Source organism: Streptomyces sp. VNUA24, from assembly GCF_029167005.1.
Lineage (GTDB): Bacteria > Actinomycetota > Actinomycetes > Streptomycetales > Streptomycetaceae > Streptomyces > Streptomyces scabiei.
This window is the reverse complement of record NZ_CP119143.1, coordinates 7,293,539-7,315,683: the sequence shown is the minus strand read 5'-3', so window position 1 is coordinate 7,315,683 and position 22,145 is coordinate 7,293,539. Positions and strand designations below refer to the sequence as shown.

At 71.1% G+C, this 22,145-nt stretch carries 17 protein-coding genes; 12 read left to right on the top strand and 5 right to left on the bottom strand.

What is annotated here, in order from left to right; genetic code table 11:
* Positions 1-26: 26 nt before the first annotated feature.
* The gene (locus tag PYR72_RS31340) at positions 27-803 is read left to right on the top strand and encodes an LPXTG cell wall anchor domain-containing protein (protein ID WP_275458394.1); all 777 of its coding nucleotides are present in this window, start codon (positions 27-29) and stop codon (positions 801-803) included.
* 119 nt (positions 804-922) lie between these two features.
* On the opposite strand, the gene PYR72_RS31335 is transcribed toward PYR72_RS31340, so the two are convergent.
* The gene (locus PYR72_RS31335; protein ID WP_041669753.1) at positions 923-1,504 is read right to left on the bottom strand and encodes a biotin transporter BioY; all 582 of its coding nucleotides are present in this window, start codon (positions 1,502-1,504) and stop codon (positions 923-925) included.
* 462 nt (positions 1,505-1,966) lie between these two features.
* Here PYR72_RS31335 and PYR72_RS31330 point away from each other — a divergent pair, with 462 nt between their 5' ends.
* From PYR72_RS31330 to PYR72_RS31295, 8 genes are all read left to right on the top strand, one after another.
* The gene (locus PYR72_RS31330; RefSeq protein ID WP_275458393.1) at positions 1,967-3,229 is read left to right on the top strand and encodes an ROK family protein; all 1,263 of its coding nucleotides are present in this window, start codon (positions 1,967-1,969) and stop codon (positions 3,227-3,229) included.
* 321 nt (positions 3,230-3,550) lie between these two features.
* Positions 3,551-4,615, top strand: a complete 1,065-nt coding sequence (locus PYR72_RS31325) for an ABC transporter substrate-binding protein (RefSeq protein ID WP_275458392.1) — start codon at positions 3,551-3,553, stop codon at positions 4,613-4,615.
* A complete protein-coding gene (locus tag PYR72_RS31320; RefSeq protein WP_275458391.1) occupies positions 4,612-5,559 on the top strand; it encodes an ABC transporter permease in 948 nt (315 codons plus the stop codon). The genes PYR72_RS31325 and PYR72_RS31320 overlap by 4 nt, the downstream gene beginning before the upstream one ends.
* Positions 5,535-6,359, top strand: coding sequence for an ABC transporter ATP-binding protein (locus PYR72_RS31315; RefSeq protein WP_275458390.1), 825 nt, complete (start codon positions 5,535-5,537; stop codon positions 6,357-6,359). The genes PYR72_RS31320 and PYR72_RS31315 overlap by 25 nt, the downstream gene beginning before the upstream one ends.
* Before the next feature lie 17 nt (positions 6,360-6,376).
* Complete coding sequence (locus tag PYR72_RS31310; protein WP_275458389.1) at positions 6,377-7,723, top strand: LLM class flavin-dependent oxidoreductase; 1,347 nt, start codon at positions 6,377-6,379, stop codon at positions 7,721-7,723.
* Between the two features lie 74 nt (positions 7,724-7,797).
* Positions 7,798-8,715, top strand: a complete 918-nt coding sequence (locus PYR72_RS31305; protein ID WP_275458388.1) for a TauD/TfdA family dioxygenase — start codon at positions 7,798-7,800, stop codon at positions 8,713-8,715.
* Between the two features lie 156 nt (positions 8,716-8,871).
* A complete protein-coding gene (locus PYR72_RS31300) occupies positions 8,872-9,519 on the top strand; it encodes a superoxide dismutase (RefSeq protein WP_275458387.1) in 648 nt (215 codons plus the stop codon).
* A 229-nt stretch (positions 9,520-9,748) separates the two neighbouring features.
* The gene (locus PYR72_RS31295) at positions 9,749-9,967 is read left to right on the top strand and encodes a hypothetical protein (protein WP_275458386.1); all 219 of its coding nucleotides are present in this window, start codon (positions 9,749-9,751) and stop codon (positions 9,965-9,967) included.
* A 7-nt stretch (positions 9,968-9,974) separates the two neighbouring features.
* On the opposite strand, the gene PYR72_RS31290 is transcribed toward PYR72_RS31295, so the two are convergent.
* A complete protein-coding gene (locus PYR72_RS31290) occupies positions 9,975-10,628 on the bottom strand; it encodes a DsbA family protein (protein WP_275458385.1) in 654 nt (217 codons plus the stop codon).
* 157 nt (positions 10,629-10,785) lie between these two features.
* On the opposite strand from PYR72_RS31290, the gene pepN reads away from it, so the two are divergent.
* Positions 10,786-13,380 carry an aminopeptidase N gene (gene pepN, locus PYR72_RS31285; RefSeq protein WP_275458384.1) on the top strand — a complete coding sequence of 865 codons (2,595 nt, stop codon included), beginning with the start codon at positions 10,786-10,788 and terminating at the stop codon, positions 13,378-13,380.
* A 265-nt stretch (positions 13,381-13,645) separates the two neighbouring features.
* Complete coding sequence (locus tag PYR72_RS31280; RefSeq protein ID WP_275458383.1) at positions 13,646-14,716, top strand: hypothetical protein; 1,071 nt, start codon at positions 13,646-13,648, stop codon at positions 14,714-14,716.
* Positions 14,717-14,821: 105 nt separating this feature from the next.
* On the opposite strand, the gene PYR72_RS31275 is transcribed toward PYR72_RS31280, so the two are convergent.
* The 3 genes from PYR72_RS31275 to PYR72_RS31265 form a co-directional block, all read right to left on the bottom strand.
* Complete coding sequence (locus PYR72_RS31275; RefSeq protein ID WP_275458382.1) at positions 14,822-15,982, bottom strand: serine hydrolase domain-containing protein; 1,161 nt, start codon at positions 15,980-15,982, stop codon at positions 14,822-14,824.
* A gap of 113 nt (positions 15,983-16,095) precedes the next feature.
* A complete protein-coding gene (locus PYR72_RS31270; protein WP_275458381.1) occupies positions 16,096-17,868 on the bottom strand; it encodes a TIGR03767 family metallophosphoesterase in 1,773 nt (590 codons plus the stop codon).
* A 234-nt stretch (positions 17,869-18,102) separates the two neighbouring features.
* Entirely contained in the window at positions 18,103-18,567 is a 465-nt protein-coding gene (locus PYR72_RS31265) for an NUDIX hydrolase (protein WP_275458380.1), read from the bottom strand.
* A 222-nt stretch (positions 18,568-18,789) separates the two neighbouring features.
* On the opposite strand from PYR72_RS31265, the gene PYR72_RS31260 reads away from it, so the two are divergent.
* Complete coding sequence (locus PYR72_RS31260) at positions 18,790-22,110, top strand: S8 family serine peptidase (RefSeq protein ID WP_275458379.1); 3,321 nt, start codon at positions 18,790-18,792, stop codon at positions 22,108-22,110.
* Positions 22,111-22,145: the final 35 nt, after the last annotated feature.

The window sequence follows — 22,145 nt, the reverse complement described above, 5'->3', positions numbered from 1 at the left end:
TCAGGGGGACGCAAGGGGGAGGGAACATGAGTTCTCATCGGAGGACCGTCATCGCCGGATCGCTGGTCGCCGCTTCGTTCACGTCGGTGCTGCTCCTGGGCTTCGCGGCGGCGGCCGACGACCAGGGGGGACTGAGCGGGCACGGGGGAAAGGCCGTGGACGCGGCACCGTCCGGAGTGCGGCTCTCGACGCTGCTGTCCAAGGAGATCAAAGTCGACAACACGTCGCAGGAAACGAATATCACCGGCGTCGTGAAGAACGCGGGCAGCAAGGCGAGCGGTGAAATCCGATTGCTCGTGGTCGGTTTCGACGGCCTGACGGTCAAGAATGTCGAAGGATGTTCAGCAATTCCGGACGGAGATCTTCCCGAGGGTGCGAACAGTGGTTTCGCGTGCGGGATCGAGGATCTACCGGCCGGAAATTCGAAGACGTATGCGATCGATGCCACGTACGACCTGGGAAAGAAGGGCAGGATCTGTCTGCCCGTCCAGAACTCCGACGGCTCGAAGACCTTCTGGCAGCAGGGTCCGGTGCCGTTCGGCGCGACCAACCAGTCACCCAACGAGCCCGCCACCCCGCTGCTCCTCGGCACCGACAACAGCCCGGTCACCCCGGGCGGCGGTGACGGCGGCGGGAGCGGTGACGGTGGCGCGGGCGGCGGGAAGGACGACGCCCCGGACGAGCTGCCCCAGACGGGTCCGGCCGACCGTGTGGTGCCGCTCGGCCTGGCCGGCGCCGCGCTCGTCTCCGCGGGCGCGGCGGGCCTGTGGTGGGACCGGCGCAGGGCCCGTCAGGAGTCCTGAACGCCGAAAGAGGTCCGCCGGGCGCGGTCGCGGTGACCGGCCCGGCGAACCTCTGGGCGAGGGGCGTTGCTACCTGGCGGTGCTCCTTCTTCAGGTGCTCCGTCCCGAACCGCGCCGCGTCACTTCTTCACGAGCTTCCAGGCCGTGGGCAGCAGCCCCATGGCCAGGAGCGCCTTGAGGGCGTCACCGATCAGGAAGGGCGTGAGGCCGAGCGCGACGGCGGAGGAGAGGCTGATGTCGGCGGTGGCGGCGAGGTACGGGACGCCCACGGCGTAGATGATCGCCTCGCCGACGAGCATCGTGCCCGCCGTGCGCAGTGTCGAGCGGTCGCCGCCGCGACGGGCCAGGGCGCCCACGGCGGCGACGGCCAGGATCATGCCGAGGATGTAGCCGAAGGAGACGCCGACACCGGAGGTGCCGTTCGCGAACCACGGCACACCGGCGAGCCCGGCCAGCGCGTACAGGCTCAGCGAGGCGACGCCCCGGCTCGCGCCCAGGGTGGTGCCGACGAGCAGGGCGGCGAAGGTCTGACCGGTGACCGGGACCGGGGAGCCCGGCACGGGCACGGCGATCTGCGCGGCGAGCCCGGTGAGCGCGGCGCCGCCGACCACGAGAGCGAGGTCGCGCACGCGGGCGCCGGAGACGGGCAGGAGGTCGGCGAGGACCTCGCCGGGGCGGGCTGACGTGGCGGCGGTGCTCATGTTCGGGCTCACTCCGGCGGGTGAAGTCGGCTGGGACACCGTGACGCTATCCCCGGTCCCGTGCGCCGGGCACCGTCAGCATGCGACAAAGGAGGGAACGACGGCTTGATGGGCTTCCGACAAAGGATGCCTGTTACACCCGGTACGGCGTGACGCCGGTCACTGAGGTGGGATGGCCTGAGGCCGGGAAAGCGCCTGCCAAGGGATCTGTAGGGTTTCACCAATCCGGTGAGCGGCGTGGACAGACGCCGTCTCGCCCGTCGGTCGCCGTCTGGGCAGCGGTGGGCCGTTTTGCTAGCTTCGGGCGCATGGTTGCTCAGGCCCGGTACTTCTCGTCGCGTCGCTATGTCGACCTGCGACGCGTGGGCACGGCCACCTGTCGCCGTCCCGGGTGAGGCGGCTCCGGCACGCCTCGCCCTTCGAGACGGCGCAGTGTCGGACCCGTTCCCGAGGATGATCGTCATGCCCCATGCCGCGGCAGCACCCACCCTGTACGCTCCCGCCCCCTCCTCCGCCTCCCCTTCTCCCGCCTCGTCCCCCGTGCCGCGTGCCGCCGACAGCGACCGGCGGCGGACCAGTGCCAGCGTGGTGCTGCGCTCCGTGCTGGAGCACGGGCCCGTGGCGCGGAGCAACATCGCCCGGGTGACCGGGCTCTCCCCCGCCTCGGTGACCGACTACTGCGCCCGGTTCACGGGGCTCGGCCTCATCCGTGAGGCCGAACCGCCCCGGCGGGCCAAGGGGACGGGGCGTCCGCACGTGCCCCTCGACCTGGACGACTCGCGGTTCGTGGTGGGCGGTGTCCATGTGGCCGTGCCCTACACGACCGTCGCCCTGCTCGACCTGCGCGGACGGGTCGTCGAGGAGCGGCGGCTGAAGCACGGCTCCACCGATCCCGCCCCGGTCCTGGCGCGGGCCGCCGACGAACTCCGGGCCCTGCTGGACGCGGCGCCGGACTGCCGGCCCCTGGCCGTCGGCTTCGCGGCCGGCGGCTGGGTGGACCGGGAGACCGGGACGGTCGTCGAGCATCCGCTGCTGGGCTGGCGCGAGGTGCCGGTACGGGAGATCCTGACCGCCCGGACCGGGCTGCCGGTCCATGTGGACGGGCACGCGCGGGCGTTGGTGGGCGCCGAGCAGCTGTTCGGGCGGGCGCGGGGCAGCCGGAGCGTGCTGCATCTGTTCGTCGGCAACATGGTCGACGCGGCGTTCGCGACCAACGACGAGGTGCACCACGGGCCCCGCTCGCAGGCCGGGGCGATCGCCCATCTCCCGCTGCCGGGCGGCACCGAAACCTGCGCGTGCGGCCGGACCGGGTGCCTCCAGGCCGAGTTGAGCGAACGCACGCTGTGCCGGCGGGCGCGGGCGGCCGGGGTCATCGACGGCTCGAACCCGGTGCGGGTGCTGGAGGCGGCGGCCGGCGGCGACGCGGTGGCCGCGGGGCTGCTGGTGGAGCGGGCGCGGCTGGTGGGGCGGGCGGTGGAGCTGCTGCTCGACGTGCTGAACCCGGAGACCGTCGTCGTCACCGAGATCGGGATCATCGGCCGGGAGGACTGTCTCACCGCGCTGCACGAGGCCGTCGGGCCGGACCGGGCGGCGGCCGTGAGGTCCACCAGCTTCCCCGACGCCGTGCTGGCCGTGGCGGGCGGGGCGGTGGCCCTGGACGTGCTCTACCGGGACCCGCTGGGGGCGTTGGCCCGTCTCGACCGGGTCTCGGCCGAGGCCGGTTAATTCAGAAACTCCGAATGTTGACAGGCAATACCGAGGACCGGGAACATCGTATTCATGCTGCTCACGAGTTGTCGCACCCTCTGTTGCTGACACGTTGACGTTCCGAAGTGCCTCTCGCACTCCGGCCGACGCGGCTCTTCCTCCTGCGTGAATTCTCCTTCCGCAGCTTCGCTCCACCGTTTCCTCACCGCTCCACCGTTTCCCTCACCGCTTCACGGCTTCGCTCCGCGGCGGCTTTCGCGCCGTCCGCATGGGCGGCGGTGCCCGCACCGCTTCCGTGCGCCTTCCCATCGTTCTCCTCATTCCTCCGGGGGTTCTCCCATGTCCTCTTCCGCCGCGCCCGGTCTCGACCGGCGACTCTTCCTCACCTCCCTGCTCGGCGTCACGGCCGCGGCGGCCGGCCTCAGCGGGTGCGCCGACAGCAGCGCGGCGACCGCCCGCACGGCCGCGGACGCGCCCCTGCCCACCAAGGTGCCCGCGGGGACGAGCCTGAAGATCGCCTCCTTCCAGAGTCAGCAGGAATTGCAGCTCAAGCTGGCGAAACTCGACGATCTGCCGTTCAGGGTGAGCAGTTGGGCGAACATCGGCGCGGGGCCCGACGTCATCAACGCTTTCCGCGCCGGTTCGCTGGACGTGGCCAACAATGCGGGTATTCCGCCGATCCAGGCGCATTACCAGGGATACGACGCGAAGATCGTCGCGATCAACGTCACCCGCAAACCTAACTATCTCTTCGCGACCAAGCCCGGGAGCGACATCAGGTCGGTCAAGGATTTCCGGGGCAAGAAGCTCGCCTTCTCCCAGGGGCAGGCACAGGGTGTCGTCCTGCTGCGGGCGTTGAAGGAGGCGGGCCTCGCGTACGACGACGCGGAACTCGTCCCGCTCACCAGCAACCAGTTCCTGACCGCCCTGCAGTCGGGCCAGGTGGACGTCGCGCCGCTCGCCAACCAGCAGGCTCCCGCCTATCTGCAGCAGTACCGGGCCAAGGGCGCCCGCACGATCCCCACCGACGTGGTGGACCTGCTCAACCTGCTGTGGGCGCCGGCCTCCGTGCTGGGCGACTCCGCGAAGGTGGCCGCCGTCGCCGCGTACATCCCGTACTGGGCGAAGGGCGCGGTCTGGCAGTACGAGAACCCGGACATCTGGAACAAGGAGTTCTACGTGAAGACCCAGAACCTGACGCTCCCCCAGGCCGAGTCGATCACCGCGCTCGCCAACAAGCCGCTGTTCCCGCCGAGTTGGGACGAGGCGATCAGGTGGGAGCAGGAGACCGCGGATCTGCTGGCGGAGGGCGGCTTCGTGAAGAAGTTCGACGTCGGCTCGCTGTTCGACCGGCGGTTCGAGCGGATCGCGGCGAAGGCCGTGCCCGCGGAGTACCGGAAGTGAGCGCCGTGACCGCGGGCGCCTCGACGGCCACCGGGGGCCCCACGACCGTCGCCGCCTCTCCCGCCGAAGCAGTCCCTGACACAGCCCTCGCCACGGCTCTCCCCACCGCCCCCGCCACGGCTCTCCCCACCGCTCCCGCCACCGAGCGGACCTCCCAGGTCCGCAGGCGTCGGCGCCTCTCCCCCGGCAAGCGGCTGCCCGCCTCCCGGCTCGTCGGGCCGGTGCTGTTCCTCGCCCTCTGGGCTCTCGCCTCCGCCGCCGGGCAGCTCGACCCGGCCGCGGTCCCGGCGCCCTGGACGGTGCTGGAGACGGGCGTCCACCTGTGGACCGACGGCACGCTGAGGACCGACATCCTGACCTCGTTGCAGCGGGCCGGGACCGGGTTCGCGATCGGGCTGACCGCCGGTGTCGCGCTCGCGCTGGCCTCCGGGCTCAGCCGGGTCGGCGAGGCCCTGATCGACGGAACCGTCCAGCTCAACAGGGCGATCCCGACGCTGGGTCTGATCCCCCTGTTCATCCTCTGGCTGGGCATCGGCGAGACGTTCAAGATCGCGATCATCGCCATCGTCGTCTACATCCCGATCTACCTCAACACCCACGCCGCGCTGGCCGGCATCGACAGCCGCTTCGTCGAACTGGCGGAGGTGCAGGGCCTGTCGAGGTTCCGGTTCGTCCGGCAGATCGTCATCCCCGGCGCGCTGCCCGGCTTCTTCGTGGGCCTGCGGCTCGGAGTGACCGGCTCCTGGCTGGGCCTGGTCGTGCTGGAGCAGATCAACGCCACCAACGGACTCGGCTACATGATGTTCCAGGCCCAGAACTACGGCCAGAGCGACGTGATCCTCGTCGGCCTGGTCGTCTACGGGATCTTCGGCCTGATCTCCGACAGCGCGGTCCGTCTCATCGAACGGAGGGTGCTGTCATGGCGACGCACACTGAGCAGCTGACGACCACCGGACCCGCATCGCCGTCGGCTACGGCGCCGGCCACCGCGACGGCCACGGCCGCCGCCACCGCCACCGCCACCGCCACCGTCGACCGTCCCGCCGTACAACTGCGGTCGCTCACGCGCTCGTTCGACGGCCGCACCGTCCTCGACGGCATCGATCTCGACATCCCCGCCGGACAGTTCGTCGCCCTGCTCGGCCACAGCGGCTCCGGCAAGAGCACGCTGCTGCGGGCGGTCGCGGGGCTCGACCACGAGGTGGCCGGCAGCGGGCGGCTCACCGCGCCGGACCGGGTGTCCGTCGTCTTCCAGGACTCCCGGCTGCTGCCCTGGCGGCGGGTGCTGGACAACGTGCTGCTCGGCACCGAGGGCAAGGAGGCCGCCGGCCGGGGCCGCGAGGCGCTCGCCGAGGTCGGGCTGAAGGGCCGCGAGCGCGCCTGGCCGAACGAGCTGTCCGGCGGCGAGGCCCAACGCGCGGCACTGGCACGCTCGCTGGTCCGCGACCCCGAACTGCTGCTGGCCGACGAGCCGTTCGGCGCCCTGGACGCGCTCACCCGGATCCGGATGCACACCCTGCTCCGGCAGCTGTGGGAGCGGCACCGGCCCTCCGTCCTGCTCGTCACCCACGACGTCGACGAGGCGATCGTGCTCGCCGACCGGGTCCTCGTGCTCGAAGAGGGCCGCATCGGCCTCGACCTGACCATCGACCGCCCGCACCCGCGCTCGTACCGGGACCCCCTGCTGGGCGACTACCGCGAACGGCTGCTGGCCGCGCTCGGTGTGAAAGAGGACCACCAGTGACCCGGGAGAACAGACCAGTGCCCGCACGACAGCTCCACCTCAACGCGTTCCTGATGAACACCGGTCACCACGAGGCGTCGTGGCGGCTGCCGGAGTCCGACCCGTACGCGCACGTCGAGCTGGACCACTACGTACGGCTGGCCCGGATCGCGGAGCGGGGCACCTTCGACTCGCTCTTCCTGGCCGACGGCCCGCAGCTGTGGGGCAGCGTGGGCCAGCGTCCGGCGGGCGCCCTGGAACCGCTCACCCTGCTGACCGCGCTGGCGACGGCCACCGAGCACATCGGTCTGATCGCCACCGCCTCCACCTCCTACAACTCCCCCTACAACCTGGCCCGCAAGTTCGCCTCGCTCGACATCCTCAGCGGCGGCCGGGCCGGCTGGAACATCGTCACGACCGCCGGTGCGGAGGCGGCCCGCAACTTCGGCCTGGACGCCGAGCCCGCACACGCCCAGCGGTACGCGCGGGCCGCCGAGTTCCTCGACGTGGCGCTGAAGCTCTGGGACAGCTGGGAGGACGACGCGATCGTCGCCGACAAGGAGTCCGGGGTCTGGGGCGACGACTCGAAGATCCATCCGCCCCGGCACAGCGGGACGTACTTCAGCGTCGAGGGTCCGCTCAACGTGCCCCGTTCGCCCCAGGGTTATCCGCTGCTCGTGCAGGCGGGGTCGAGCGAGGACGGCAAGGCGTTCGCGGCCCGGTACGCGGAGGCCGTGTTCACCGCGCAACAGACCGTCGAGGACGCGCGGGCCTTCTACGCCGACCTCAAGTCCCGCACGGCGGCGGCCGGCCGGGACCCCGAGCACATCAAGGTGCTGCCCGGGATCGTCCCCGTCCTCGGGTCCACGGAAGCGGAGGCGCGGGCGGCCGAGCGGGTGCTGGAGGACCACATCGTGTACACGCATGGGGTGGGCAATCTGGAGCGGCTGCTGCAACTGCCCGCCGGCTCGCTGGACCTGGACGCCCCGCTGCCCGCGGACCTGCCGCCCGAGAGTGCGATCGAGGGGGCCAAGAGCCGCTACACGCTGGTCGTCGAGCTGGCCCGGCGCGACCGGCTCACCGTGCGGGAGCTGATCGGACGGCTGGGCGGCGGACGGGGTCACCTCACCTTCGCCGGGACGCCCGAGCAGGTCGCCGACACGATCGAGACCTGGTTCACGCAGGGCGCGGCCGACGGTTTCAACATCATGCCCGCGGTCCTGCCCTCCGGCCTCGACGCCTTCGTGGACCACGTCGTACCGATCCTGCGCGCCCGCGGTCTGCTGCGCACCGACTACGGCCCGCGCCGGACCCTGCGGGACCGCTACGGCCTGCCGCGCCCCGCCAACCAGCACGTCCTCGCCTCCGCGCCCGCCCTCGTCTGAGGCCGCGAGCCCGGCCCCGACCGGCCACGGTCGCCCTCTCCCCTCGCAGTCCCGCCCATGAAAGGAAGCACGCCATGACCATCGAGATCCAGAAGGTCACCGCCCGCATCGGTGCCCGTGTCTCCGGCGTCGACATCTCCCGGCCCCTCGGCGAGGAGACGGTCGCCGCCCTCCGTGAGGCGCTCAACGTGCACAAGACACTCGTCCTCGACGACGTGCACCTCGACGACGCGTCCCATCAGAGCTTCGTCCGCCACTTCGGCGACATCACCACCGCCCATCCGACGGTGGCCGCCGTCGAGGGCGCGGCGAGCGTCCTGCCCGTGGACAGCGAGCGGGGGCGCGCCAACCACTGGCACACCGATGTCACGTTCGTCCTCAACCCGCCGCAGGCGACCACGCTGCGCAGCATCACGATCCCGCCGTACGGCGGCGAGACCCTGATCGCCAACGCGGCGGCGGCCTACCGGGACCTGCCCGAGCCGTTGCGGCGGCTGGCCGACGGCCTGTGGGCCGAGCACACCAACGACTACGACTACGCGGTGCCCGACGAGGAGATCGACGCGGAACGGGCCGAGCAGCGCGCCCGGTTCACCTCGATCAAGTACCGCACGGTCCACCCGGTCGTCCGCGTCCACCCCCTCACCGGTGAACGCGGGCTGTTCATCGGCGGGTTCGCGCAGCGGATCGTGGGGCTCTCGCTCGGCGAGTCCCGCAAGATCCTCGACCTGCTCCAGTCGTACGTGACCCGGCCCGAGAACGTGCTGCGCCACCGCTGGTCGGAGAACCAGCTGGTCGTCTTCGACAACCGCATCACCCAGCACTACGCCATCGACAACTACGACGGCCTGCCGCGCCGGCTGCACCGGGTGACCGTCGCCGGGGACGTGCCGGTGGGGATCGACGGCCGCGAGAGCCACTCGATCGAGGGCGACGCCTCGCACTACACGTCCGTGGCCGCCCGTGAGGAGAGGGTCGCCGTGGCCGCCTAGAGCCGGTTCGGCCCGCACGCTTCAGGGCCCTCGCGCGAAGGACGGACGGTCGGTCCGCGCGAGGGCCCTTTCGCGTGCCCGGGCACGCCCCCACAGTCTCTTGCTGTTAGCCTGCAGTTGCAAGTACTTTGCAACAAGAGGTCGGAGGGGACCCCCATGCCCGTCTACACACTCCCGGAACTTCCGTACGACTACGCGGCGCTCGCCCCGGTGATCAGCCCCGAGATCATCGAGCTGCACCACGACAAGCACCACGCGGCGTACGTCAAGGGCGCGAACGACACCCTGGAGCAGCTGGCCGAGGCGCGGGACAAGGAGAGCTGGGGGGCCGTCAACGGCCTGCAGAAGAACCTCGCCTTCCACCTCTCCGGGCACATCCTGCACTCGATCTACTGGCAGAACATGACCGGCCCGAAGGAGGGCGGCGGCGAGCCGCTGGCCGCGGACGGCCTGGGCGAGCTGGCGGACGCCCTCACCGAGTCCTTCGGCTCCTTCGCGGGCTTCAAGGCGCAGCTGACCAAGGCGTCGGCGACGACACAGGGTTCGGGCTGGGGCGTGCTGGCGTACGAGCCGCTGAGCGGGCGCCTGATCGTCGAGCAGGTCTACGACCATCAGGGCAACGTCGGCCAGGGCTCCACCCCGATCCTGGTCTTCGACGCCTGGGAGCACGCCTTCTACCTGCAGTACCGGAACCAGAAGGTCGACTTCATCGACGCCATGTGGGCCGTCGTCGACTGGCAGGACGTGGCCCGCCGCCACGCCGCCGCCAAGGAGCGCGCGGACGTGCTGCTCCTGGCCCCCTGAGCCGGGGCCCGCCCGGGTGTCCTGCTCGTGATCGTCTTCTCACCCTTCACGGCAGGCAGAAAGAGGAGAACCCCCGCGAGGACGTGACTCGCGGGGGTTCTCGCCTTCCGGGGCGGCGGAAAACGCCTCCGGCGGGACGGGTTCCGGTCTGACGGATTCCCGGCTTTTCGCCCTATGCTCCCGATTCCGGCCGGATTCCCGATCCGGCCGACCGGACCCGGGAGGTCGCATGGAGACGAGCTACAAGCACTGCCCTCCGTGTGGGGGAAGCAAGCCCCTGCCGTTCCACAAGGCCGACAAGGAGGTGCGGGCGTACCTCACGTCCCTGGGCAGGAACCCGGCCGGCTGGTGGCGCTGCGCCAACCACGGGGAGAAGGGCCGCTGCCTGTTCGTCCAGCCGTACGGGAACCAGGGCGAGGGACTGAACCTCCCCGAGCACTTCCGGTGACGGGCGGTCAGACCAGGTTGCTGAAGTCCGGGCCCTTGGTGCGGCTGCGCTTGATCTCGTAGAAGCCGGGGACCGAGGCGACGAGGAGGGTGCCGTCCCAGAGCTTGGCGGCCTCCTCGCCCTGGGGGGCGGGGGTGACGACCGGGCCGAAGAAGGCGATCTGCTCGCCGTCGGCGCCGGGGACGGCGATGACGGGGGTGCCGACGTCCTGGCCGACCTTGTCGATGCCCTCCTGGTGGGAGGCGCGCAGCTGCGGCTCGTAAGGAGTGGCGTCCCAGTGGTCCATGAGGGAGTCGGGCAGGCCCACGTCCTTCAGAGCGGCGGCGACCGTCTCCTTCTCCGGGCCCTCGCCCTGGTTGTGGATCCGGGTGCCGAGCGCGGTGTAGAGGTCGCCGAGAACCTCGGCGCCGTGCTCCTCCTGGGCGGCTATGACGACCCGTACCGGACCCCACGCCTTCTTCTCCAGCAGCTCGCGGTACTCCTGGGGCAGCTCGTCGATCTTGGGCTCGTTCAGCACCGCGAGGCTCATCAGGTGCCAGCGGACCTCGATGTCCCGGACCTTCTCCACCTCCAGGACCCACCGCGAGGTCATCCAGGCCCAGGGGCACAGCGGGTCGAACCAGAAGTCGACAGGGGTCTTGACGGAGGTCTGCTCGGACATGGTTCTCCTCGGAAGCGCGTTCGGAAGGCAGTCGTCTCAGCTGGCAACACCGACGGCCGGGCGTCGCATTCCCCACTGCCCGGCGTCAGGTGCGCATGGCAGGATCGGGCCTGTCCGCATGTTGAACACCGCTTGAAATCCACCCTGAGGGAGTGCCGTGCCCGGTGAGAATCTGTCCCGCGACGAGGCCCAGGAACGGGCCGCGCTGCTGTCCGTCGACGGCTACGAGGTCTCTCTCGACCTGCGGTCCGCCGTCGGCGACGCGGGTGGCGCGGCAGGCGAGCCGCGCACCTTCCGCTCGGTGACGACGATCCGCTTCCGCTGCGCCGAGCCGGGCGCCGGCAGCTTCGCCGACCTGATCGCGCCGAGTGTGACGGCCGTCTCCCTCAACGGCAAGGATCTCGACCCGAGCGAGGTCTTCGACGGCTCCCGGATCACGCTCGACGAGCTGGCCGCCGAGAACGAGCTGGTGGTCGACGCGCAGTGCGCCTACTCCCGCACGGGCGAGGGCATGCACCGCTTCGTCGATCCCGAGGACGGCGAGGTCTACCTCTACACCCAGTACGAGCCGGCCGACTCCCGGCGGGTCTTCGCCAACTTCGAGCAGCCCGACCTCAAGGCCCCCTTCCGCTTCGAGGTGCGGGCGCCCGAGGACTGGGTCGTATGGAGCAACGGCGTCGGCGAGCTGACGGACGGGGTGTGGCGCTTCGCGGAGACGAAGCCGATCTCGACGTACATCACGGCGTTCGTCGCGGGCCCGTACCACTACGTGACGGACACCTACGAGCGGGTCTTCGAGGACGGTACGCGGCTGGAGATCCCGCTCGGCGCGATGTGCCGCAAGGGTCTCGCGCCCTACTTCGACTCCGACGACGTCTTCCTCATCACCAAGCAGGGCCTGGACTTCTTCCACGACCACTTCGACTACCCGTACCCGTTCGGGAAGTACGACCAGGCGTTCGTGCCCGAGTACAACCTCGGCGCGATGGAGAACCCGGGACTCGTCACCTTCCGTGAGGAGTTCATCTTCCGCGGCAAGGTCACCCGGGCGTCGTACGAGCGGCGGGCCAATGTGATCCTGCACGAGATGGCGCACATGTGGTTCGGCGACCTGGTGACCATGGTGTGGTGGGACGACCTGTGGCTGAAGGAGTCCTTCGCCGACTTCATGGGCACCTTCTCCATGGTCGAGGCCACCCGTTTCACCAACGGCTGGGTCACCTTCGCCAACAACCGCAAGTCCTGGGCCTACCGCGCCGACCAGCTGCCCTCCACCCACCCCGTCACGGCCGACATCCGCGACCTGGAGGACGCCAAGCTCAACTTCGACGGCATCACCTACGCCAAGGGCGCCTCCGTGCTGAAGCAGCTGGTGGCGTACGTGGGGCGCGACGCCTTCCTGGAGGGCGCCCGGCGCTATTTCAAGCGGAACGCGTACGGCAACACGAAGCTGGGCGACCTGCTGTCGGTCCTGGAGGAGACCAGCGGGCGGGACATGGTGTCCTGGTCGCGCGCGTGGCTGCAGACGGCCGGCGTCAACTCCCTCACCCCGCAGGTGCTGCTGGCCGCCGACGGCCGGATCGACGAGCTGGCGGTGGTGCAGGAGGCCGCCGAGTCGCACCCCGAACTGCGGCCGCACCGGGTCGCGATCGGCCTGTACCGGCGGGGCGCCGAAGGGGGTTCGCTGGAGCGGTACGCGCGGGCCGAGGTGGACGTGGACGGGCCGCGCACGGTCGTGGGCGAGCTGGCCGGGGCCGAGGCGCCCGAGCTGGTGCTGGTCAACGACGACGACCTGACGTACTGCAAGATCCGGTTCGACGCGGGGTCGCTGGACGCGCTGCGGGCCGGGCTCGGGGACGTCTCGGACCCGCTGGCCCGGGCGCTGTGCTGGTCGGCGCTGTGGAACCTGACGCGGGACGCGCTGCTGCCGGCGCGCGACTTCGTCGACCTCGTCCTGCGGTTCGCGGGGCGGGAGTCCGACATCGGGGTGCTGCAGATGCTGCACGCCTGGGCCGGGTCGGCGCTCACGCACTACGCGGCGCCCGGGTGGCGGGAGACCGGCGGCCGGCTGCTGGCGGAGGGCGCGCTGCGGGAGCTGCGGGCGGCGGAGGCGGGCAGTCAGCACCAGCTGACGTGGGCCCGTTTCTTCGCCTCGGTGGCCTCGGGCGAGGGCGATCTGGACCTGCTGCGGGGACTGCTGGCCGGGACCGAGAAGATCGACGGGCTGGACGTCGACCAGGAGCTGCGCTGGGCCTTCCTGGAGCCGCTGGCGACGCACGGGGTGGCCGACGAGGCGATGCTCGCCGCCGAGCTGGCACGCGACGACACGGCCTCCGGGAAGCGGCACCAGGTGCGGTGCCTGGCGGGGCGGCCGTCCGCGGCGGTCAAGGCGCAGGCGTGGGTCTCGGTCGTGGAGTCGGACACGATGTCCAACGCGCTGGTCGAGGCGACGATCGCGGGGTTCGCGCGGCCCTCCCAGCGGGAGCTGGTGGCGCCCTACGCCGCGAAGTACTTCGAGGTGATCGAGCGGGTGTGGGCCGAGCGGTCCATCCAGATCGGGATGGACGTGGTGCGGGGGCTGTTCCCGTCGCTGCAGGACTCCCCGGACACGCTGGACGCGACGGACGCGTGGCTCGCCGCGCACGAGAAGGCGGCGCCGGCGCTGCGCAGGCTCGTGCTGGAGGCACGGGACGATCTGGCGCGGGCGCTGCGGGCGCAGGCGTGTGACGCGGCGGCGGAGTCCGTGGCGTAACTGCCGCCGGGGCGAGGTGTGTTGGGCGCTCGGCGGTTGCCGTACGGCAGCCGCCGGGCGCGCGTGAGCGGCGCTCGCGGGCGCGGGCCGGCCCGGTTGAGGGTTACCGAATTCGGGTAATCGGAGCCGTAACCTTTTCCGATCGCGTCCGGACCAGCGGATATCGGCAGTCGAACGCACGTACTTTAGTGCGGTCTTGTCCGGATTTGTCGACGAGCCTGTAACAGAGGTTCATCCACGGCTCCGGAGCGGGAACCTCCGGACCATGACCCACAACACCCCGCTCTCCCCCCGCCCCCTCCGTCGCCTCTCGGACGTCACGCGCCGGGTGCTGACGGCCGCGCAGCTGCGCGCGCAGGGTGTCACCGCCGCCGAGACGAACGAGCGGTGCCGGCCCGGCGGTTCCTGGCAGCAGCTCCTGCCGGGCGTGTTCCTGTTGCACCCGGGCCCGCCCACCTCCGAGGAGCGCCTGCACGCGGTGCTCTCGTACGCGGCCCGCTCACCGTTCCGCGAGACGGTCACCGGGGTCGCGGCGCCCGTCGGGGTGCCCGCGCAGCCGAACGCCGACGAGCCCCGCCCGACGCCCCGCTACCCGGAGGCGGTGATCACGGGCCTGGCCGCCCTGACCCTGCACGGGTTCACGTCCGCGCCGCCGCTCCCCTCCCTCGACACGATCGACGTGCTCGTACCGCGTCTGCGCCGGCTGCGGACCACCGGCTGCGCGCGGATCGTCCGCACCCCGGTCATGCCGACCCCCTCGTACGTGACCGGCCTGCCCGTCGCCCCCGTGCCGCGTGCCCTCGCCGACGCGGTCGGGGAACTCACCGACGCGGGCGCGGTGCGCCGGCTGCTGACGGAGGCGGTGCGCGCCGGGCACACCGAACCGGTCGCGGTGGTAAGGGAGTTGACCGCGGCGCGACTGCTGAACCGGCCGCACGTGGCCGACGCGGTGGACTCGCTGCTCGCCGAGGGCCGGGCGGTCGCGGAGGATCACCTCTACCGGATGGTGCGCGAACACGCCCTGCCCGACCCGGTCTGGAACGTCGACCTCCGGCTGCCCGGCGGCCCGCACCTCGGCGGACTCGACGCGTACTGGCCGGAGCAGGCCGTCGCGGTCGAGCTGGACACCCGCGCGCCCCGGCAGGACGAGGACGCGCTGTGGTCCGAGTACGCCCGTAAGCGCGAGATGCTGGAGCGGCTCGGCATCACCGTCGTCCACATCAGCCCCAGGAAGCTGCGTGACTCCCTGGAGCAGCAGGCGACCGTCGTGCGTACCGCGCTGATGGCGTCGTGCGACCGCGATCCGGCCGCCTATGTGGTGGTGCTCCCCCGGTAGATCGGGGTAACCCGGGGACATCAGGAGGGGAGAGGAAGGGCCGCCGGCCTCGTTCGGCGGCCCTTCCTCGTGCTGCGGGACGGGCGCGTGCGGACGGGGGAACCGCTACTTGCGGCAGAACTCCGCCTCCATGATCGGCATGCTGTCACCCGCCCAGTCGCTGTTGAAGTTGTAGGTGAGGGTGTGGCGGCCGTCGGCCGTGGTGACGGCTTCGGAGAGGGAGCCGTGGATACCGCCGCTGTGACCCCAGAGCCGGACACCGCAGGAGAGCTTGTAGGTGATGAGGCCGAGGCCGTAGCCCCCGCGGTCGCCGTCGACCGGGATCACGTCCTTCATCTCGGCGAGCTGCTTCTTCGGCAGCAGCCTGCCCCGCAGCAGGGCCGAGACGAAGCGGCCGAGGTCGTCGGCGTCGGAGACCATCCCGCCCGCCGCGCCCGCGATCGAGGGGTTGAGCCTGGTGACGTCGTAGGTCCTGCCCTCCGCCGTCTCCGCCAGCTTGGAGTAGGCGCGGCTGTGCGGGCCCGGGAGGGTGGGGGTCGTGCCGGGGACCCTGGTGTCGCTCAGGCCGAGCGGCTCGATGACGCGGGCGCGGATCTCGTCGCCGTAACCGCGGCCCGTGGCCTTCTCGATCACCATGCCGGCGAGCACGTAGTTGGTGTTGGAGTAGCTCCAGTCGGTGCCGGGGGCGAAGGTGGGCTCGTGCTTCATCGCGATGGCGACGAGTTCGCGCGGGCTCCAGGTGCGGTAGCGGTTCTTGAGGAAGCCCTCGGCGAGGAAGACGTCCTTCACGAACCGCTCGTCCGAGGTGTACTCGGCGATCCCGCTGGTGTGGTTGAGCAGTTGACGCAGGGTCACCTTGCGGCCGTCGTGGCCCTTGCCGCGGACCACGCCCGGCAGCCACCTGTCGACCTTGTCGTCCAGCGACAGCCTGCCCTCCGCCTCCAGCTGGAGCAGCACGGTGGCGACGAAGGTCTTCGTGATGCTGCCGATGCGGAAGTGGTCGCGGGCGGAGCGGGGCGCGCCCGTCCTGAGGTCTCCGATGCCCGCGGCGGCCTTCCAGACGCCGTGGGCGTCCTTGGCCTGGACGGCGACGCCGACGACGCCGCTCTCCACGTTGGCGTCCATCGCCTTCCGGGTGGCGCGGTGATCGCCTCCGGTCGACGTCCCCGTGGGCACGGCCGCCACCGCCGGGGCGGCCAGCGCCAGTGCGGCGGTCACGGCGGTGGCGACCAGCAGCGCCCCGCGCCGGCCTGTGCGTACCGTCATGTCGTTCTCCCCCTTCGCCCGGCGTTCCCGGCGACTCCGGGAACGACTCGGTCGGGGAGGGGGACACCGGCGGTGCGTCGCAGGTTGTGCGGGGCGCGCCGGTTGAGCCGTTTTCAGCCCTTGCGCAGGACGAGTTCCGTGTTGCGGTCGCGGGGGGTGCCGGTGAGCGTGTCGCGGCGGCCGGGTGCGTTGTAGGACAGCTCGCGGTAGAGGGCGGCGAGACCGGTCTGCGAGAGGTCGGTGAAATCGGTGGCGTGCGGGGCGGCCGATTCGATCAGGGTGGTGAAGAGGGAGAGCGTGCCGTCCTTGTTGTCCACCAGCTCGATGACGCGGGCGAGTTGGGGGAAGTCGATGTGGGAGGCGGTGGAGATCTCCCAGAAGGAGCCGCCGCCCGAGGCCGTGTGCGGGGTGATGCGGTTGCGGTGGCTGTGGCCGTTCACCCAGGCCAGAACGTTGCGGTGGCGGCCGAGCAGGGACAGCACCTCGTCACCGCTGTGGCGCGCCTCGCCGGGCCGCGCGGGGTCCTTGCGCAGGTTGCGCATCGAGGCGCTGGTGTGGTGGCTGAACACGACGGCGTACGAACCGTCCTTGGCCGCCTCCTTCAGCGTGCGGTCCAGCCACTTGAGCTGGGCCGTGCCGAGGGAGCCCTCGTAGTGGCCGCCGGGGTCGGTGGAGTCGAGGCTGATGCCGATGACGTCGTCGGCTATGCGGAAGGCGTAGTACTGGGTGCGGGCGTCCAGGTTGGCCTGCGAGTAGCCGTGGCCGACCGGGCCGGGGCCCGTGTGGGCCGGGTCCAGGTGGGCCTTGAGGTAGTCCCGCGGGGTGAAGGGGGCGCGGCCCTCGTCCGGGGTGACCGCGCGCATCTTCTTCGCCTGGGCCTTGAGGAGGGCCTTCCACTCGGCGCCCCGGGGGTCGCCGCCGCTCTTGACGTTGTCCCAGAGGGCCTTGCCGGCCCGCTCGTCCAGGGTCATCAGCTTGCGGCCGCCGACCGCGAAGTCGGCGAACCAGGAGTCGCCGGGGGCGTAGCAGCCGCCGGGGAGGGAGTCGTGGTTGCCGACCGTGGAGTACCAGGGGACGTTCAGACCGGGGCTGTTGACCTCGCGGATCGCGGCGGCGAGGAAGCCGTTCAGGCGGGGGAAGCCGAGCTGCTTGTCGGCGTCGCGCAGGGCGGCGTCGGGCTGCCAGTAGAGCTTGAGGCCGCTGTTCTGGACGCCCTCGTAGCGGCGCGGGTCACCGGAGTTGGGGGTGACGCGGCCCCCGCTCATCACCTTCAGGAACCAGTCCAGCTCGGTCTTGGAGTTGTTGTCGGTGTTGTCGCCGGTCGTCATGACGAAGTGCAGGGGGGAGCCGGTCACCGGGGCTCCGCGCAGCGCGTTCACCCGCTCGACGAGCGAGACCGCGCCGGCCACGGACAGCGCCTCCTGCGGACGCCAGGCGCTGGCGGTCTGGGCGCGCAGGTACTCGTAGCGCAGCGGGTGCTGGACGTCCACCACGTGCAGGTCGGTGAACTGCACGAAGGACGCCAGTGCCGTACGGCGCTTCTCGCGGCCGGACTTGGGAGCCGCCAGGTCGCTGCGGACGACCCGCGCCCAGGCCGGGCCGGAACCGAGGCGGCGGTAACCGGAGGAGTTGCGCGGGGCGGCGACCGAGGCGAGGGTCGTGCCCCGCGTGTACGGCGCGAGGGGGGCGGCGGGGGCCTGTCTGCTGGAGAGGTTCGTCAGGGGGATCTCGCCGGTTGCGGCGGCGGAGGTGGCGGCGTGGGCGGCGGTCTCCGGCCGCAGGGCGAAGCCGGCCCCCGCGGCAAGGCCGACCGCACCGGTGGCGGCGAGGAAGGCCCGGCGGTCAGGGTGGGTGGCGGCGGCAGCGACTGAGCGTATGCGCGACATTGGCGCGGTCTCCCCGAGTGCGAACGCGTCGGAAGTGGTCGCGGGGGCCGCTGCGCGGTGGGGGCCGCAGTGGGGTTCCCGCTCTCCCTCGATGCTTGGCAGCGGGGGTGGCCTGGACGTTAACGACGTCGCAACGGACAGCGCCGATCACCGTACGTCGATCTACGGCCACGGTGTGCGTCACCGGAGGTTCCCGAATGTGAGCGGGAGCGAAGGGAAGCGGTCACTCCGTGTTCATCTGCCGGGGTAGGGCACCGGCACATGGCCGCTGCGGGGGCGTTCCCTCCACAGGCGCAGGCCCACGTCGACCAGGCCCACCCGGTCCAGGTCCGGGACCTCGGCCAGGGGGTGCCAGGCGGCCATGTCCGTGGAGCCGCCGGTCTCGTGGCGGAGGTCGCCTCCGGTGATCCGGGCCTCGTAGACGATGCGCAGGGCCTGGAAGTCGACGCGGGTGCCGAGGCGGCGGGGGTCCTGGCGCCGGGTGGTGTCGATGCCGAGGAGCGTGGTGGGTTCGACGGTGTAGCCGGTCTCCTCGGCCGCCTCGCGGACGACCGTGTCGTAGGGGTCCTCGCCGTGCTCCATGCCGCCGCCGGGCAGGGTCCACCTGCGCAGGCCGTCCCGGGAGACCCAGCGGGCCAGCAGCAGACGCTCCTCGCGGACGCACACGGCGTAGGCCGCCACCCTCAACTGCTCACGCATGCGCAGACGTTACCCGCAATGTCCGCCCATACGCGGTCATTGCGCTCATGACGGGTTGAGGGTTTACCCCATGAATTGGATCCGTAGCGGTCAGCACTCCCCAAACAACTATCACTTTGGTAAGACTGAGCGATCATCCGGGACCGCATAACGGACCGGATCGATCCGAACCTGCCGCTCGGATCACCCCTGCCTGCTCACTGAATTCCTTACCTACAAGGGATGTCGATGACCCTCACCCCCCAGCCCGGCCCCCGGTCGGGTTCGAGACGTGTGGCCCGCATTGCCGTGGCCGCGGGTCTGGTCGCCGCGCTCTCCGCGGCCGGGCCGATACCCATGGCCTTCTCGGCGGACAACCCGTCCACCGCCGTCCCGTCCGACGGTGGTGTCAAGTCCGCGCACGACAAGCTCGGCTCGACCGACGCCGACCTCCTCGCCGAGGCCAAGGCCGACGGCGACAAGAACGTCACGATGATGATCGCCACGGCCCCCGGCAAGACCGAGCAGGTCGCCGAGCAGCTGGACGCGGTCAAGGGCGGCTCCGTGGGCCGTACCTACGACAAGCTCGGCTACGTCCGCGCCACCGTCCCGACCAAGAACGCCGACGCGGCCATCTCGGCCGCCGCGAAGCTCTCCTCGGTGCAGGGCATCGACCTGCGCCACGAGATCGTCCTCGACGACCCCTCGCCGGCCGCGGACACCGCGAAGGGCGCGAAGAAGCAGGCCACGGTCGCCGAGACCTACCCGGGGCCGGACAAGAACACCCCCGCCAAGAACCCGTACAACCCGTCCTTCGAGACGGGCGCCGTGGACTTCGTGCGGAAGAACCCGACGGCCGACGGCCGGGGCATCACCATCGGTGTCCTGGACTCCGGCGTCGACCTCGCGCACCCCGCGCTGCAGAAGACCACCACCGGCGAGCGCAAGATCGTCGACTGGGTCACGTCCACCGACCCGATCGTCGACAACGACCTCAGCTGGCGCCCGATGACGAACTCGGTCTCCGGCCCGACGTTCACCTTCGGCGGCCGCACCTGGAGCGCGCCCGCGGGCACCTACTCCGTCAACACCTTCCGCGAGTCCGCCACGGCGGGCGGCGACGCGGCGGGCGACGTGAACCGCGACGGGGACACCACCGACGCGTGGGGCGTGCTCTACGACGCGGCGGCCGGCACGGTCACCGTCGACGTGAACCAGAACTTCGACTTCCGCGACGACAAGCCGATGAAGCCGTACAAGGACGGCTACCAGATCGGCTACTTCGGCACCGACAACCCGGCGACCGACGTCGCCGAGCGTCAGCCGTTCGTCGTGGAGTACCGCAAGAACGTACCCATGGACCCCTTCGGGGGCGACTGGGTCGGCAAGAAGGCCGACTTCGTCAACATCGGTCTCATCTCCAGCGAGCACGGCACCCACGTCGCCGGCATCACCGCCGCCCACGGCCTGTTCGGCGGCAAGATGAACGGCGCCGCCCCCGGCGCGAAGATCGTCTCGTCCCGCGCCTGCGAGTTCGGCCCCGGCTGCACCAACGTGGCGCTCACCGAGGGCATGATCGACCTCGTCGTCAACCGCGGCGTCGACATCGTCAACATGTCCATCGGCGGCCTCCCGGCGCTGAACGACGGCAACAACGCGCGCGCCGCGCTGTACACGCGCCTCATCGACACCTACGGCGTGCAGCTGGTCATCTCGGCCGGCAACTCCGGCCCCGGCGCCAACACCATCGGCGACCCCGGCCTGGCCGACAAGGTGATCTCGGTCGGCGCGTCCATCTCCAAGGAGACCTGGGCCTCGAACTACGGCTCCGAGGTCGCCAAGGGCTACCAGCTGTTCAACTTCTCCTCGCGCGGCCCGCGTGAGGACGGCGGCTTCACCCCGACCCTGGTCGCCCCGGGCGCCGCGGTCAACACCGCGCAGACCTGGCTGCCCGGCGTCATCGCGCCCGAGGCGGGTTACACCCTGCCGGCCGGCTACCAGATGCTGAACGGCACCTCGATGGCCTCCCCGCAGGCGGCCGGCGCCTCCGCGCTGCTGCTCAGCGCCGCGAAGCAGAAGGGCATCGCCCTGCCGCCCGCGAAGCTGCGCACCGCGCTGACCTCGACGGCCGACCACATCCGCCGCGTGCAGGCGTACGCCGAGGGCGCGGGCCTGATGGACATCGAGGCCGCCTGGAAGTCGATCAAGGCGGGCGCCTCGGCGCACGAGTACACCGTGAAGGCCCCCGTCGACACGGCCATCGACTTCGCGCTGAAGACCCCGGGCTTCGGCACCGGCGTCTACGACCGTGAGGGCGGCCTGAAGGCCGGGCAGTCGAAGACGTACGACGTCGTCGTCACCCGTACCTCCGGCGCCGACAGCGCGATCCGCCACGACCTGCGCCTGAAGAACGACGAGAACGACACGTTCTCGATCGTCGGCGGCAACGAGGTCTCCCTGCCGCTGAACAAGCCGGTCACCGTGAAGATCGCCGCCAAGCCGGAGGAAGCCGGCATCAGCAGCGTGATCCTGGAGGTCGACGACCCGAAGACCGTGGGCGTCGACAAGCAGATCCTCAACACGGTGGTCGTCTCCAAGCCGCTGAACTACACCCACTCGGTGAAGAGCACGGTCCAGCGCAACGCCTTCAAGTCGTACTTCGTCACCGTCCCCGAGGGCGCCAAGACCCTTGAGGTCGCGATCAGCGGGCTGAAGGACAAGAGCCAGACCCGGTTCATCGCCAACCACCCGTACGGTCTGGCGGTCGAGAGCACCAGCTCGCTGACCTGCTACAACAACTTCCAGGACGGCGGGGGCTGCAAGCCGGACGTGCGCTCGTACGCCAACCCGCAGCCCGGTGTCTGGGAGTTCGAGGTCGAGTCGCGCCGGACCTCCCCGCTGCTCGACAACCCCTTCAAGCTCGACTTCGCGATCTACGGGGCGACCTTCGACCCCGAGGTCGTCACCGTGCCCGAGGCCAAGGTCGGCACGCCGACCACCGCCTCCTGGAAGGTCACCAACAAGCTCGCCGCCATCGACGGCAAGCTGACGGGCGGCCCGCTCGGCTCCGCCAAGACCGGCCGGCCGACCATCGCGACCGGCGCCACCCAGACCTCCACGGTCACGGTCCCCGCGGGCGCCAAGTCCCTGGACGTCTCCATCGGCAACACCGCCGACACGGGCGCCGACCTCGACCTGTACGTCTACGACGCCGCGGGCACCCAGGTCGGCAGCTCCGCGGACGGTGACTCCGAGGAGTCCGTCTCCCTGCCCTCGCCGGCCGCCGGTACCTACACCATCGAGGTCGTCGGCTACGCGGTCCCGTCCGGGTCCACCGCCTACGACTACCGCGACGTGTTCTTCTCCTCCGCCCTCGGCGAGGTGAAGGTCTCGGGTGCCGCCGTCAAGCTCGGCACGGGTCAGTCGGCCACCGTCTCCGGTGAGGTGGTCGCGGCCGCCGAGGCCCCGGCCGGCCGGGAGTTCTTCGGCCAGGTCCAGCTGGTCAACGCGCGCGGCACCGCCGCGGGCACCGGCAGCGTGCGGATCGAGAAGGTCACGCCGTAGCGCTCCGGTAGTGCGTGAGTGACGTGAGGGGCGGG

Bases quoted from the DNA above. Each gene is read 5' to 3' on its own strand.
- PYR72_RS31340 (WP_275458394.1), top strand. From the start codon at position 27: ATGAGTTCTCATCGGAGGACCGTCATCGCCGGATCGCTGGTCGCCGCT.
- PYR72_RS31335 (WP_041669753.1), bottom strand. From the start codon at position 1,504: ATGAGCACCGCCGCCACGTCAGCCCGCCCCGGCGAGGTCCTCGCCGAC.
- PYR72_RS31330 (WP_275458393.1), top strand. From the start codon at position 1,967: ATGCCCCATGCCGCGGCAGCACCCACCCTGTACGCTCCCGCCCCCTCC.
- PYR72_RS31325 (WP_275458392.1), top strand. From the start codon at position 3,551: ATGTCCTCTTCCGCCGCGCCCGGTCTCGACCGGCGACTCTTCCTCACC.
- PYR72_RS31315 (WP_275458390.1), top strand. From the start codon at position 5,535: ATGGCGACGCACACTGAGCAGCTGACGACCACCGGACCCGCATCGCCG.
- PYR72_RS31305 (WP_275458388.1), top strand. From the start codon at position 7,798: ATGACCATCGAGATCCAGAAGGTCACCGCCCGCATCGGTGCCCGTGTC.
- PYR72_RS31300 (WP_275458387.1), top strand. From the start codon at position 8,872: ATGCCCGTCTACACACTCCCGGAACTTCCGTACGACTACGCGGCGCTC.
- PYR72_RS31295 (WP_275458386.1), top strand. From the start codon at position 9,749: ATGGAGACGAGCTACAAGCACTGCCCTCCGTGTGGGGGAAGCAAGCCC.
- PYR72_RS31290 (WP_275458385.1), bottom strand. From the start codon at position 10,628: ATGTCCGAGCAGACCTCCGTCAAGACCCCTGTCGACTTCTGGTTCGAC.
- PYR72_RS31280 (WP_275458383.1), top strand. From the start codon at position 13,646: ATGACCCACAACACCCCGCTCTCCCCCCGCCCCCTCCGTCGCCTCTCG.
- PYR72_RS31275 (WP_275458382.1), bottom strand. From the start codon at position 15,982: ATGACGGTACGCACAGGCCGGCGCGGGGCGCTGCTGGTCGCCACCGCC.
- PYR72_RS31270 (WP_275458381.1), bottom strand. From the start codon at position 17,868: ATGTCGCGCATACGCTCAGTCGCTGCCGCCGCCACCCACCCTGACCGC.
- PYR72_RS31265 (WP_275458380.1), bottom strand. From the start codon at position 18,567: ATGCGTGAGCAGTTGAGGGTGGCGGCCTACGCCGTGTGCGTCCGCGAG.
- PYR72_RS31260 (WP_275458379.1), top strand. From the start codon at position 18,790: ATGTCGATGACCCTCACCCCCCAGCCCGGCCCCCGGTCGGGTTCGAGA.